The organism is Pseudomonas alloputida, assembly GCF_021283545.2.
Taxonomy (GTDB): domain Bacteria; phylum Pseudomonadota; class Gammaproteobacteria; order Pseudomonadales; family Pseudomonadaceae; genus Aquipseudomonas; species Aquipseudomonas alloputida.
The window spans coordinates 5,993,216-6,006,598 of sequence record NZ_CP128540.1 but is presented as its reverse complement, the minus strand read 5'-3'; the positions used below and the strand labels follow the sequence as shown (position 1 = coordinate 6,006,598).

Below are 13,383 nucleotides of genomic sequence, written 5' to 3'. Positions count from 1 at the left end.
GTCCTCAGATGGCAATGCGGTTCATGTAGTTCGAGAAACCCTGCATGTAGCGAGGTGTGGGAATCAGGAATGCATCGTGCCCGTAGGGCGAATCGATCTCCAGGTAGCAGACGTTCTTGCGCGCGGCCATCAGCGCGTCGACGATCTCGCGCGAACGGGCCGGAGAGAAGCGCCAGTCGGTGGTGAACGACATGATGCAGTAGTCCGCCGTGACGTGGGCCAGCGTGGCGGCCAGATCACCACCGTGCGTGGCGGCCGGGTCGAAATAGTCCAGTGCCTTGGTCATCAGCAGGTAGGTGTTGGCGTCGAAACGGCCGGAAAACTCCTCGCCCTGATAGCGCAGGTAGCTTTCGACCTGGAACTCGACGCTGTGGAAGTCGTAGTTGAGCTTGTCGCTTTTCAGCTCACGGCCGAATTTTTCACCCATCGAATCATCGGACAGATAGGTAATGTGGCCGACCATGCGCGCCAGCATCAGGCCGCGCTTGGGGATCACGCCTTGGTCCTGGAACGAACCGCCATGGAACTCAGGGTCGGTGAGAATGGCCTGGCGCGCCACCTCGTTGAAGGCGATGTTCTGCGCCGACAGCTTGGGCGCCGAGGCAATGTCGACGCAATGACGCACACGCTCGGGGTAGCTGATGGTCCATTGCAGTGCCTGCATGCCGCCAAGGCTGCCGCCGACGACAGCGGCCCATTGCTGGATGCCCAGGCGCTCGCCCAGGCGCACCTGGCTGTGGACCCAGTCCTCTACGGTCAGTACAGGGAAGTCGGCGCCATACGGTTTGCCGGTGGCAGGGTTGACGCTGCTGGGGCCGGTGCTGCCGTTGCAGCCGCCGAGGTTGTTCAGGCTGACCACGAAGAAGCGGTTGGTATCGATCGGCTTGCCGGGGCCGATGCAGCTGTCCCACCAGCCCGGCTTGCGGTCGGTGGCGGCATGGTAGCCAGCGGCATGGTGGTGGCCGGACAGGGCATGGCAGATCAGCACGGCGTTGCTCGCGCTGGCGTTCAGGGTGCCATAGGTCTCGTAGACCAGTTCGTAACTGGCCAGTGAACGGCCACAGGCCAGTGCCAGCGGTTCATCGAACCGGGCGGTTTGCGGTACTACCAGACCGACGGAATCTTCGGGAAAGACAGTTGACATCGACCCTGCTCACGCTTGACGGAGGCGTAAGTCTAAAGAGCGCTACCCCCAGCGGCAAGCAAAGGCTTGCGACTGGGGGCAAGCTGGCGCTGGCGAGCCTCAGATCATTCGCCACAGCTCTTGAGGCATGCCGGCGTAGGCGGCCAGCGGGGGCATGACAAACGACTGGACCACCTGGATCGCCAGGAAGGCGAAGATCGGCGAGATGTCCATGCCACCCAGATTTGGCACCAGGCGGCGGAACGGCGCCAGCACCGGCTCGCTGATCTGGTAGGCCAGTTCGGCCGCCGGGTTGTGGCTGTTGGGTGCAACCCAGGAAACGATCACCATGACGATCATCGCCACCCAGAAAATCTTCAGGAACAGCGAGGTGATGCCGATGATCGCCCACATCAGCAGGTGCAGGACGTCGCCGAAGGTACCGTAGGTGACCATCAGCACAAAGCCCATCAGCAAGGCCTGGATGACCACCGCCAGCAGTAGCGACGAGGTATCCAGCCCGCCAACGCTAGGGATGATCCGGCGGATCGGCTTGAGCAGCGGTTGGGTGGCACGAACGGCGAACTGGCACAGCGGGTTGTAGAAGTTGGCCTTGACCAGTTGCAGCACGAAGCGCAGCAGGACGATAACCAGGTAAAGGCTGACCAGGGTTTGCACCACGAAAATCGCGGCGCCTGACAGTGCATTCATCTAAGGCTCCTTATTTGCCCAGTTGTTCGGCCAGCTCGGCAGAGCGCGTGGCTGCAGCCTGCAGCGCCTGCTCGACGATGGCTTCGAAGCCGCTGGCCTGGAACGACTTGATCGCCGCTTCCGTGGTGCCGGCGGGCGAAGTGACGCGGCGGCGCAGTTCAGCGGCATCGACATCGCTTGCAACTGCCATGCGCGCGGCGCCCAGGGCTGTCTGCAAGGTCAGTTGGGAGGCCGTTTCGCGTGGCAGGCCGAGTTTTTCGCCTGCCGCGGTCATGGCCTCGATCAGCAGGAAGAAGTACGCCGGGCCACTGCCGGACACAGCTGTCACGGCGTCCAGTTGCTGTTCCTGCTCCAGCCACAGGGCGGTGCCTACAGCCGACAGCAGTTGTTCGGCCTGCAGACGCTGTTCGCCGGACACTTCAGCGGTGGCGTACAGGCCGCTCACGCCTTGGCGCAGCAATGCCGGGGTGTTGGGCATGCAGCGCACCACCGGGCGAGCGCCCACCCAGCTCTGCAGGCTGGCGCATGTGATGCCGGCGGCGATGGAAACGATCAGCTGGCCATCCTGCAGGTTGGGTTGCAGTGCCTGACATACGGTTTTCATGACTTGTGGCTTGACCGCCAGCACGATGACGTCAGCGCCATCGATGGCCTGGGCGTTGTCCTCGAAGGCTTCAATGCCGTGCTCGGCCTGGATGCGACTGCGGGTCTCGGCGCCCGGGTCGCTGGCGCGGATCTGCGAGGCGTCCAGGCCCTGGGCACGCAGACCACCGATCAGGCTGGCGGCCATGTTGCCGGCGCCGATAAAGGCAATACGTGTCTTGCTCATGTCAGGTCCTTGTGGAAAAGAGTGAGTGAAGCATGGAATCAGGTGTTGCCGTAGTCGCGGGCTCCGAACAGGGCCGTGCCAATCCGTACCCACGTCGCGCCCTGGGCGATGGCCGCTTCCAGGTCGTGGCTCATGCCCATCGACAGGGTGTCCAAGCCAAGCCCCAGGCCTTCCTGCAACTTGCGCAGGCTGGCGAAGGCGGCCTCCTGGGTGGCGCGGTCTTCGGTGGGTTCCGGGATTGCCATCAGCCCGCGCAGGCGCAGGTTGGGCAGTGCGGCTACGGCTTTGGCCAACGCGGGTAGGTCGGCTGGGGTGCAGCCGGATTTACTGTCTTCGCCGCTGACGTTCACCTGCAGGCAGATGTTCAGCGGCGCCAGCCCCGCAGGGCGCTGTTCCGACAGGCGTTGGGCAATTTTCAGGCGGTCCACGGAATGCACCCAGTCGAAATGCTCGGCGATGGCTTTGGTCTTGTTCGACTGAATGGGGCCGATGAAGTGCCAGATCAAGGGCAAGTCGCTGAGGGCCTGCTGCTTTGTCAGTGCTTCCTGTAGGTAATTCTCCCCGAAGTCGTGCACACCGGCGGCATGGATCTCGCGGATAGCGCTGGCGGGCTTGGTCTTGCTCACGGCCAGCAACTGGACGCTGGCCGGATCACGCCCGACTGCCTGGGCAGCACTGGCGATACGGGCGGAAATCGCGGAAAGGTTGTCTGCTAGGGTGGACATGGATCGATGCCGGCAGCTGTGGGGTCTGCGGCATTCTACCTGCTTGAAGGCCTTTGGGGAGTCTTATGGATGTGACCGACCTGTTGGCCCGAGCTGTGGATGCGGGGGCTTCAGACCTGCACCTGGCGACGGGCCAGATTCCGATGCTGCGCCTGGATGGCGAGTTGCAGCGTATGGGCTTGCCGCCGTTGAGCCAGGGTGCCTTGATCGAGGGCATGGCCAGCGTGCTGGATAACGATCAGCGCCGGCAGTGGGCCCAAGGCGATGAAATGGACCTTGCGCTGGAGTTGCCGGCGCTTGGGCGCTTTCGGCTGAACCTGTTTCGCCAGTTGAATGGCCCGGCGGTTACCTTTCGGCTGATCCCGGGGCGCATTGCGACGGTGAGTGAGCTGGACCTTGCGGATGTGTTTCAAGCTGTTGCGCATTGCCGGGATGGCTTGATCCTCGTGGGCGGGCCGACCGGCAGTGGCAAGTCCAGCACCCTGGCAACGCTGCTCGACCAGCTGAACCGCGAGCGGGCGCTGCACATCATTACCCTGGAAGACCCTGTCGAGATCATCCATGACAGCCAGCGCAGCCTGGTCAACCAGCGTGAGATGGGGCGCCATAGTCGCGGCTTTGCTCAGGGGCTGCGCAGTGCGCTGCGCCAGGACCCGGACGTGATCATGATCGGCGAGTTGCGCGACCTGGAAACCATTCGCCTGGCCCTGCGCGCGGCCGAAACCGGGCACCTGGTGCTGGCAACCGTGCATGCGCGTTCGGCGACCAGCAGCATCGACAGGTTGGTGGAGGTGTTTGCTGCCGAGGAAAAGCCGTTGGTGCGGGCGATGCTGGCCGAGTCGCTGCGCCTGGTGGTCGCGCAGGTGCTGGTCAGGCGCGTAGGGGGTGGGCGGGTGGCGGCGCGGGAAGTGCTGGTGGCGACGCCGGCGGTGCGTAACCTGGTTCGGGAGGGGCGGTTGGCGCAGTTGTCTTCAGTGATGCAGGGCGGGGCGGCGGAGGGGATGCTGACGATGGAGGGGGCGTTGCGGAGGCTGAGGGAGCGAGGGTTGATCAAAGGCTTGTAGTACCTGCAAAGGCCCTTTCGCGGGCGCGCCCGCTCCCACAGGTATGTGAGCTGCGCGCGAGAGCGACGCGCTACCTGTGGGAGCGGGCGTGCCCGCGAAGGGGCCGGTACCGGATAGCGCCGATCAGCTTAACGCTTGGCCAGACTCAGCTGCTGCTCTTTCGGCAGCACCCGCTTGGCCACCACGTAGTGCTTCTGCCAGTAAGGCTTGCTCAAGGTGTCGATACTCACCCGCTTGCCACGGCGTGGAGCGTGGATGAAGCGGTCGTTACCCAGGTAGATGGCTACGTGATTGACCCGACGGCTCTTGATGTTGAAGAAGATCAGGTCGCCAGGCTTCAGATCACCCTTGGCCACCTTCACCCCGTGGCCCCGGGCCATGGCATTGGAGGTGCGCGGCAGGTCGACGTCGGCGACGTCGTTGAAGGCGTATTTGACCAGCCCGCTGCAGTCAAAGCCTTTTTTCGGGCTGCTGCCGCCCCAAACATAAGGAGTACCGAGCACATTTACCGCACGGCTCAGCACATCGCTGCTTTGCTTAGGCGACATGGCGGCGACATTCGCACCGCGGCTGCTGGCGGCATTGCCTGGGCGGGCGCGTAGCGCGGTCTGTTTGACTGGTGCGCGTTTCACCGAGGCGTTGGTCGTATAGCCGGTGAAACCATTGGGAAGACGTTGCTCACGATTGGTGGCGTGGGCGGCCAGGGGCAATAATAGGCAGAGGGTCAGCCATGTCTTGATCAAAGGCGGCATAGATGAAGCTCTTATGAATAGTTATGTGTTGGCGCGCAACTTTATAACAGCTTTTTGATCAGTTATTGATCCGTTGGTCGATTGCCAGGCGCCGTATGTCGGCTTGCGACGAAAAAGTCACATTTTTTCTTAGAAAATTTTCGGATAACCCACGGGGGCTATGAATGAACAGTTATCAACAGGGGGTGCCCTTTCACGACACCCACAGCAAAACCATCGGCTACCTGCTGTGGATTTTCGGCTTCACCGGTTCCCATCGTTTCTATTACGGCAAGCCGATTACCGGGACCATCTGGTTCTTCACCTTGGGCTTGCTGGGCATTGGCTGGTTGATCGACCTGTTCCTGATCCCGTCCATGGACCGTGAAGCCGACCTGAGGTTTCAGTCCGGGCGTATCGACTACAACATCGCCTGGATCCTGCTGACCTTCCTGGGGGTGTTTGGCCTGCACCGGCTGTATCAGGGCAAGTGGATCACCGCGATCATCTACTTCTTTACCGGCGGGTTGTTCCTGGTGGGGGTGCTGTATGACTTCTGGACGTTGAACAGCCAGGTGTCCGAAAGGAATGCGGGGCGGGGCTGACGGTGGCGGGGCTGCTTTACAGCCCCTTCACGGGCAATGCTGTCCATATAAAGAAGGCCTTGTCGCATCGCTGCGGCAAGGCCTTCTTCGTTACTGACGGGTCTGCCGCTGTTGCAGCAACAGGTTGCTGAACCCGGCCCCAGCCAGCTGCTTCTGTGCCCCTGTCAACTGCTCGCGGTTGCTGAACGGCCCAACCAGCACGCGGTACCAGGTTTCATCCTTGACCGTGCCCGACTCCACTTTCACGGACTGGCCCAGCAGGATGATCTGTGCCCGTACCTTGTCGGCATCGGCCTGCTTGCGGAACGAGCCGGCCTGAAGGAAGTACTGCGTGGTCGCTGCCGGCTTGATCACGGGTGGTGGCGGTGGCGGGGTCTGGCCGAGCAGCGCTGCCTGGGCCCGCGCCGTGTCGATTTTCGCCGCTTCTGCTGGTGTCACCGGGGTTACCGGCTGGGCCGGCACCGGTGGGGTTTTCTCCGGTACGGCTTCCGGCGGCACGATCACCTCAGACTCCGGCAGCAGGGTGTAGAAGTCGTACTTCGGCTTCACCGGCTGTTGCGGGGTAGCTTGCGCGGGCTTGCCGGCTTCGGCCGTTTTCGCCGGTTTCTCCTGCTCGGGCTTGGTGCGCTTGATGTCATCGCCACCGGGTTCGAGCTTCATCAGGAACACGATGAACGCGCCTACGGTCAGGCCGACCGCCAGCCATACCCAGCCGGGGATCGGCTGTTTGGCCGGTGCCGTCTGGCGGCTGGCGCCGCGTTTCGGGGCAGGTTTTTTCTTGGCAGCCAACTTACATGCGCTCCAGGGTTTCCAGGCCGAGCAGTTCCAGACCTTGTTTGAGGGTGCGGCCAGTCAGGGCGGCCAGGCGCAGCCGGCTCTGCTGCTGCGAAGGGGTTTCGGCAGCGAGGATCGGGCAGTTCTCGTAGAAGCTCGAGAACAGGCCGGCCAAGTCGTACAGGTAGCTGCACAGCACGTGCGGCGTGCCTTTTTCGGCGACGTTGTTGAGGATTTCGCCAAACTGCGCCAGGCGTGCGGCCAAGTCCTGCTCGTGGGCAGCTTGCAGCACGATCTTGCCGTCGACTTCGTCAAAGCCTTTGCCCAGCTTGCGGAACACGCCGGCTACGCGGGTGTAAGCGTACAGCAGGTAAGGCGCGGTGTTGCCTTCGAAGTTGAGCATCAGCTCGAAGTTGAAGCTGTAGTCACTGGTGCGGTGCTTGGACAGGTCGGCGTATTTCACCGCGCCAATGCCCACCACCTCGCCGATGTGGCGCAGTTCGTCGTCGGCCAGGCTCGGGTTCTTTTCCTTGACCAGCGCGTAGGCGCGCTCCTTGGCCTCGGTGAGCAGGTCGATCAGCTTCACGGTGCCGCCGTCACGGGTCTTGAACGGGCGGCCGTCGGCGCCGTTCATGGTGCCGAAGCCCATGTGCTCCATTTGCATCGGGTGGCCGACGAAGCCAGCGCGGCGGGCCACTTCGAACACCTGATTGAAGTGCAGGGCCTGGCGCTGGTCGACGAAGTACAGTGCGCGGTCAGCCTTCAACACGTTGCTGCGGTAACGCACGGCAGCCAGGTCGGTGGTGGCGTACAGATAGCCGCCGTCAGCCTTCTGCACGATCACCGGCAGGGGGTCGCCGTCGCTGTTCTTGAACTCTTCGAGGAACACGCATTGGGCGCCCTGGTCTTCGACCAGCAGGCCCTTGGCCTTGAGGTCGGCCACCACGTTGGCCAAGTCGTCGTTGTAGGCACTTTCGCCCATCACGTCGGCCATGGTCAGCTTGACGTTGAGCAGCTCGTAGGTCTTCTGGCAGTGCGACAGCGAGATGTCCTTGAAGCGTGTCCAAAGGGCCAGACACTCGGGGTCACCGGCTTGCAGCTTGACCACCAGGCCGCGGGCGCGAGTGGCGAACTCTTCCGATTCATCGAAGCGTTTCTTCGCCGCGCGGTAGAAGTTTTCCAGGTCCGACAGCTCGTCGCTGGTGATCGGGTTTTCCTGCAGGTAGGCCATCAGCATGCCGAACTGGGTACCCCAGTCGCCGACGTGGTTCTGGCGGATGACGTTGTCGCCCAGGAACTCCAGCACGCGCGCAACGCTGTCACCGATGATGGTCGAGCGCAGGTGGCCGACGTGCATTTCCTTGGCCAGGTTGGGTGCCGACATGTCGATCACCACCTTTTGCGCCGGGCCGGCTTTGCGCGCACCCAGGTGGGCGTCGGCCAGGGCGGCATCCAGGCGGTTGGCCAGGGCGTCGGTGTTCTGGAAGAAGTTGAGGAAGCCGGGGCCTGCAATCTCGACCTTGCTGATGTCGGCGCTGGCCGGCAGGGCGTTGATCAGTTTTTCGGCGAGGTCGCGCGGCTTCATGCCGGCCGGCTTGGCCAGCATCATGGCGATGTTGCTGGCGAAGTCGCCGTGGGTCTTGTCCCGGGCGTTTTCCACCTGGATCGCCGGCGACAGCCCTTCAGGCAGCACACCGTCGGTGACGAGTTGGGTGAGGGCTTGCTGGATCAGCTGGCGAATGGTGTCTTTCATGGGGATCTCTTTTCGACCGCAAGCGCGGTGAGCGCCTGGATGCGCAGGTGGAAAAACTGGGCATTATCCGTTGCCGGGAGCAGGTTGCCAACCTTTGGGCGGCAAGCTGGGGGCCACAAGCGGCAAGAAAAAGCGGCATCGCACCCGCCCGGCGCTTGCTTGCCGCTGGCAACTCGCAGCTTGCAGCTCAATACAGGTCTACCGGGTCGACATCCAGCGACCAGCGCACCTGGCGCCCGCTCGGCAACTGTTCCAACACTAGCAACCAGGCGCTGATCAGTCGATGCAACGGCGCCCGGGTGTTGGCCTGTATCAACAATTGTGCGCGGAATCGTCCGGCGCGGCGCTCCATGGGCGCCGGTACCGGGCCCAGCAGTTCGATACCCGGCAGGCGCTGTTCGGCCACCAGGCGCTCGGCGGCGGCACAGGCTTCGTCGAGGAAACCTTCGGCCTGCCCCGGCTTGTGTGCTTCGGCACGCAGCAAGGCCAGATGCGAGTAGGGCGGCAGCCCGGCGGCTCGGCGTTCGTCCAGGGCCTGTTCGGCGAAGGCGAAGTAGCCTTGCTCGGTTAGCTGGACCAACAGTGGGTGGTCGGCCAGGTGGGTCTGGATGATGACCTTGCCGGGCTCTTCGGCCCGCCCGGCCCGCCCGGCCACCTGTACGATAAGTTGTGCCATGCGCTCGCTGGCGCGGAAGTCACCGGAAAACAGCCCGCCATCGGCATCAAGGATGGCCACCAGGGTCACCCGCGGGAAGTGGTGGCCCTTGGCGAGCATCTGGGTGCCGACGAGGATGCTCGGCTGGCCGCGCTGGATGGTGCTGAACAGGTTGTGCATGGCGTCCTTGCGCGCCGTGCTGTCGCGGTCCACGCGCAGGATCGGGTAATCCGGGAACAGCACCTTCAGGCGCTCTTCGGCGCGTTCGGTACCGGCACCGACCGGGCGCAGATCGACGTGGTTGCATTGCGGGCACTGGTGCGGCAGGCGTTCGTCATAGCCACAGTGGTGGCAGCGCAGCACGCCGGAGCGCTGGTGCACGGTCATGCGCGCATCGCAGCGTGGGCATTCGGACAGCCAGCCGCAATCGTGGCACAGCAAGGTTGGGGCAAAGCCGCGGCGGTTGAGGAACACCAGCACTTGTTGGCCAGCCTCCAGGGTCTGTCGGATAGCCTGCTGCAGCGGGCCACTGATGCCGCTGTCCAGTGGCAGGCTCTTCACATCAAGGCGCAGCATGCGCGGCGGGCGTGCCCCTCCGGCGCGTTGGTTCATACGCAGCAGGCGGTAGCGGCCGGTCAGGGCGTTATGCAGGGTTTCCAGCGACGGTGTGGCGGAACCGAGCAGGATCGGGATGTTCTCCTGGTGAGCGCGTACCAGCGCCAGGTCGCGGGCGTGGTACCGCAGGCCTTCCTGCTGTTTATAGGAGCCGTCGTGCTCTTCGTCGATGATGATCAGGCCGGGGTTTTTCATCGGCGTGAACAATGCCGAGCGGGTGCCGATGATGATATCGGCCTCGCCGTCCCGTGCCGCCAGCCAGGCATCCAGGCGTTCGCGGTCGTTTACCGCAGAGTGCAGCAGGGCAATGCGCGCGTTGAAGCGTTGCTCGAAGCGGGCCAGGGTTTGCGGGCCGAGGTTGATCTCCGGGATCAGCACCAGCGCCTGCTTGCCGGCTTCCAGGGTTTCACGGATCAGTTGCAGGTAGACCTCGGTCTTGCCACTGCCGGTGACGCCGGCCAGCAAGAACGCGCCGAAACCGCCAAAACCCTCGCACACGGCGTCGAAGGCTTCGCGTTGCTCTTCGTTGAGCGGCAGTTCCGGCTGTGCCAGCCAGTGCTCATGACGTAGTGCCGGCAAGTGGCGGCGCGTCTCGATCTGTACCAGGTCCTTGGCCAGCAGCAGGTCGAGGCTGTCCTTGTTCAGGTTGAGTTTGGCCAGCAGGCTGTGGGCCACGCCGTGCGGGTGCTGGGCCAGGGTCTTGAGGGCGTCGCGCTGGCGCGGCGCGCGGGCGATGCGCGGGTCTTCCAGGCGGGCGCCCGGGGCTATGTGCCAGAAGCGTTCCTGGCGCATTTCGGCGGCTTCGCCCTGGCGCAGTAGCGTGGGCAGCGCCCAGCTCAGGGTATCGCCCAGGCTGTGCTGGTAGTACTGGGCGGTCCACAGGCACAACTTGAACAGCGACGCGGGGATGGGGGACACCGGGTCGAGCAGGGCGCTGGCAGGCTTCAGTTTGTCGGCGGGCACTTCGCTCCGCGTGCACACCTCTATCAGCACGCCGATCATTTCGCGGCGGCCAAAGGGCACGCGGATGCGCATGCCTGGGGTCAAGGTCAGGCGCGCCATGCTCGCCGGCGCCTTGTAGTCGAACAGGCGCCGCAGCGGGGAGGGCAGGGCAAGGCGCAGGATGACGTCGGACACGCGGAAAGTCTCGGAGGGCGTTACAAGGACTGGCGAGCCTAGCAGACGACGGTCGGTGCAAGCGACATCTTGCGCTGACGGTGTGCTCTGGTATTATTCGCCGCCTAATTACGTGCGGTATTCAACAATTGGTGTTGGGTGGCGGCACGCAGCTCGAGGAAGTGACCATGAAAGAAGGTATCCACCCGAACTACGAAGTAGTTGCAGTCACCTGCAGCTGCGGTAACAAGTTCGAAACTCGTTCGACCCTGGGCAACGTCCTGTCGATCGACGTTTGCAACCTGTGCCACCCGTTCTACACCGGTAAGCAGAAAGTTCTGGACACCGGTGGTCGCGTACAGAAGTTCGCCGATCGCTTCGGCATGTTCGGTGCCAAGAAGTAATCATGCGCATGGCGAATCCTTCGGGTTTCGCATTGTTGCTGAAGAAGGCGTCCCTTGTGGGCGCCTTTTTTGTGGGCGTTATCTGGCATTTCCCGGTCCTGGCGTTCTGCCCACTGCCGGACAAGCCCCAATGGGTAGCGGTACGACAGGTGGTTGATGGCGACACCTTGCGTCTGGTCGATGGCCGCAGTGTGCGGCTGATCGGTATCAATGCCCCGGAAATGGGTCGCAAGGGACGTACCAGTGAGCCCTATGCCGAAGCTGCCAGGCGGCGATTGCAGGCCTTGGTCAAGGCCAATGACGATCGCGTCGGGCTGGTGCCTGGTGTTGAAGGTAAAGACAAGTACGGTCGCACACTGGCGCACATCTACAGCCGCAATGGCGACAATCTGGAAGCGCAATTGCTTAGCGAGGGCTTGGGCTACCGCGTGGCTATTGCCCCTAATGTACGTCTCAGCGGTTGTCAGCAGCTTGCCGAACAAGCTGCGCGCCAGGCCGGCGTTGGCCTGTGGCGGCATTCGCCCGTAGTGGCTGCAAGCGATGTCAGGCAGTCAGGTTTCGCTGTTGTGCGTGGTCGTATCGAAGGTATCGAGCGAAATCGTGGTGGGGTCTGGCTGACCCTGGGCAGTACCCTGGTGCTGCAGGTTCCCGCTCGTCTGCAGCGCAACTTCCCCGCCAGCTTCTTCGATAACCTCAAGGGGCGCCAGGTCGAAGCGCGCGGCTGGGTGCTGGATCGTTCCCGCAGGGGTGGCCTCAAGCCCGGGCAGCGACGCTGGGTGTTGCCATTGACCGATCCGAGCATGTTGGAGCGCATTTCAGGCTAAAAGATGTAGACATTTCGCTACTGGATTGTACACACTGTTGGTCGTATGCCCCGTGGGTTGTAGCGTAAAGTCGTAGGCTAAAGGCCTTGACACAAGTGACCGGCCAGTCTTGTGGCTCCCCGGCTCTTTGCGTATCCTCGGCGGTCCGTCAGAACAGTAAATAGCGGAATGCCCACCATGTCAGACCTGAAAACCGCCGCTCTCGAATATCACGCTCAACCTCGTCCGGGGAAACTGAGCGTTGAACTCTCCAAGCCCACTGCCACCGCCCGTGACCTCGCCCTGGCCTACAGCCCAGGTGTTGCAGAGCCGGTGCGCGAAATTGGCCGTGATCCAGAGCTGGCTTACAAATACACCGGCAAAGGCAACCTGGTTGCGGTGATTTCCGATGGCACTGCCATCCTCGGTCTGGGTGACCTCGGCCCACTGGCTTCCAAGCCGGTCATGGAAGGCAAGGGTGTTCTGTTCAAGCGTTTCGCCGGTATCGATGTGTTCGACATCGAAGTCGAGTCGGAAAGCCCGCAAGCGTTCATCGACACCGTTCGCCGCATTTCGATCACCTTCGGTGGCATCAACCTTGAAGACATCAAGGCACCTGAGTGCTTTGAAATCGAACGTACCCTGATCGAACAGTGCGACATCCCGGTGTTCCACGATGACCAGCACGGTACTGCCATCGTGACTGCCGCTGGCATGATCAACGCCCTGGAAATCGCCGGCAAGAAACTGGAAGAAGCCAAGATCGTCTGCCTGGGCGCCGGCGCTGCTGCCATTTCCTGCATGAAGCTGCTGGTAAGCATGGGTGCGAAGGTCGAGAACATCTTCATGATCGACCGTAGTGGCGTGATCCACGCTGGCCGTGACGACCTGAACCAGTACAAGGCGCAGTTCGCCCACGCGACCGACAAGCGCACCCTGGCCGACGCCCTTGACGGTGCCGACGTGTTCGTAGGTCTGTCTGGCCCGAACCTGCTGAGCCCGGAAGGCCTGAAGTCGATGGCTGCCAACCCGATCGTGTTCGCCTGCTCGAACCCGGACCCGGAAATCTCGCCAGAGCTGGCGCATGCCACTCGCAACGACGTGATCATGGCTACCGGTCGTTCCGACTACCCGAACCAGGTCAACAACGTACTGGGCTTCCCGTTCATCTTCCGTGGTGCTCTGGACGTTCGCGCCAAGCGTATCAACGAAGAAATGAAGATCGCTGCCGCTATCGCCCTGAAAGACCTGGCCAAGCTGCCAGTGCCGAAGGAAGTTTGCGAAGCCTATGGCGTTGAAGGCCTGGAGTTCGGTCGTGAGTACATCATTCCGAAGCCGCTGGATGCACGCTTGATCACCGTCGTTTCCGATGCTGTGGCCAAGGCTGCCATCGAATCCGGCGTGGCTACCCTGCCTTATCCGAAGCATTACCCGCTGACCAGCGTGGATGAAGTGTTCAACGGCTGATTGCAGCA

At 62.8% G+C, this 13,383-nt stretch carries 13 protein-coding genes; 5 read left to right on the top strand and 8 right to left on the bottom strand.

What is annotated here, in order from left to right; translation table 11 throughout:
* Positions 1–4: 4 nt before the first annotated feature.
* From metX to LU682_RS27700, 4 genes are all read right to left on the bottom strand, one after another.
* Positions 5–1,144, bottom strand: a complete 1,140-nt coding sequence (metX, locus tag LU682_RS27715; RefSeq protein WP_010955639.1) for a homoserine O-succinyltransferase MetX — start codon at positions 1,142–1,144, stop codon at positions 5–7.
* A 99-nt stretch (positions 1,145–1,243) separates the two neighbouring features.
* On the bottom strand, positions 1,244–1,834 hold the full coding sequence (locus LU682_RS27710; RefSeq protein WP_003249110.1) for a YggT family protein: 591 nt from the start codon (positions 1,832–1,834) through the stop codon (positions 1,244–1,246).
* 10 nt (positions 1,835–1,844) lie between these two features.
* Positions 1,845–2,663, bottom strand: coding sequence for a pyrroline-5-carboxylate reductase (gene proC, locus LU682_RS27705; RefSeq protein WP_010955638.1), 819 nt, complete (start codon positions 2,661–2,663; stop codon positions 1,845–1,847).
* Positions 2,664–2,701: 38 nt separating this feature from the next.
* Positions 2,702–3,388, bottom strand: a complete 687-nt coding sequence (locus tag LU682_RS27700) for a YggS family pyridoxal phosphate-dependent enzyme (RefSeq protein ID WP_010955637.1) — start codon at positions 3,386–3,388, stop codon at positions 2,702–2,704.
* A gap of 65 nt (positions 3,389–3,453) precedes the next feature.
* Here LU682_RS27700 and LU682_RS27695 point away from each other — a divergent pair, with 65 nt between their 5' ends.
* Positions 3,454–4,452 (top strand): type IV pilus twitching motility protein PilT, encoded by a 999-nt coding sequence (locus tag LU682_RS27695; RefSeq protein ID WP_049588310.1) that lies wholly within the window; start codon positions 3,454–3,456, stop codon positions 4,450–4,452.
* Between the two features lie 128 nt (positions 4,453–4,580).
* On the opposite strand, the gene LU682_RS27690 is transcribed toward LU682_RS27695, so the two are convergent.
* The gene (locus LU682_RS27690; protein WP_010955635.1) at positions 4,581–5,204 is read right to left on the bottom strand and encodes a C40 family peptidase; all 624 of its coding nucleotides are present in this window, start codon (positions 5,202–5,204) and stop codon (positions 4,581–4,583) included.
* Positions 5,205–5,368: 164 nt separating this feature from the next.
* On the opposite strand from LU682_RS27690, the gene LU682_RS27685 reads away from it, so the two are divergent.
* A complete protein-coding gene (locus LU682_RS27685; RefSeq protein ID WP_010955634.1) occupies positions 5,369–5,788 on the top strand; it encodes an NINE protein in 420 nt (139 codons plus the stop codon).
* Between the two features lie 90 nt (positions 5,789–5,878).
* Here LU682_RS27685 and LU682_RS27680 read toward each other — a convergent pair whose 3' ends face one another.
* The 3 genes from LU682_RS27680 to LU682_RS27670 all read right to left on the bottom strand — a co-directional run bounded on the left by LU682_RS27680 (position 5,879) and on the right by LU682_RS27670 (position 10,722).
* Positions 5,879–6,577, bottom strand: a complete 699-nt coding sequence (locus LU682_RS27680; protein WP_003249122.1) for an SPOR domain-containing protein — start codon at positions 6,575–6,577, stop codon at positions 5,879–5,881.
* Between the two features lies 1 nt (position 6,578).
* Complete coding sequence (gene argS / locus LU682_RS27675) at positions 6,579–8,315, bottom strand: arginine--tRNA ligase (protein ID WP_010955633.1); 1,737 nt, start codon at positions 8,313–8,315, stop codon at positions 6,579–6,581.
* A gap of 187 nt (positions 8,316–8,502) precedes the next feature.
* Positions 8,503–10,722 (bottom strand): primosomal protein N', encoded by a 2,220-nt coding sequence (locus LU682_RS27670; RefSeq protein ID WP_060489068.1) that lies wholly within the window; start codon positions 10,720–10,722, stop codon positions 8,503–8,505.
* A gap of 167 nt (positions 10,723–10,889) precedes the next feature.
* Between LU682_RS27670 and rpmE the strand changes: the two genes are divergently transcribed.
* From rpmE to LU682_RS27655, 3 genes are all read left to right on the top strand, one after another.
* A complete protein-coding gene (rpmE, locus tag LU682_RS27665) occupies positions 10,890–11,105 on the top strand; it encodes a 50S ribosomal protein L31 (RefSeq protein WP_003249127.1) in 216 nt (71 codons plus the stop codon).
* Between the two features lie 2 nt (positions 11,106–11,107).
* Positions 11,108–11,929: a thermonuclease family protein gene (locus LU682_RS27660; RefSeq protein WP_049588308.1), complete on the top strand. Its 822-nt coding sequence runs from the start codon at positions 11,108–11,110 to the stop codon at positions 11,927–11,929.
* Positions 11,930–12,106: 177 nt separating this feature from the next.
* Positions 12,107–13,375: a malic enzyme-like NAD(P)-binding protein gene (locus tag LU682_RS27655; protein ID WP_004575488.1), complete on the top strand. Its 1,269-nt coding sequence runs from the start codon at positions 12,107–12,109 to the stop codon at positions 13,373–13,375.
* Positions 13,376–13,383 lie beyond the last annotated feature (8 nt).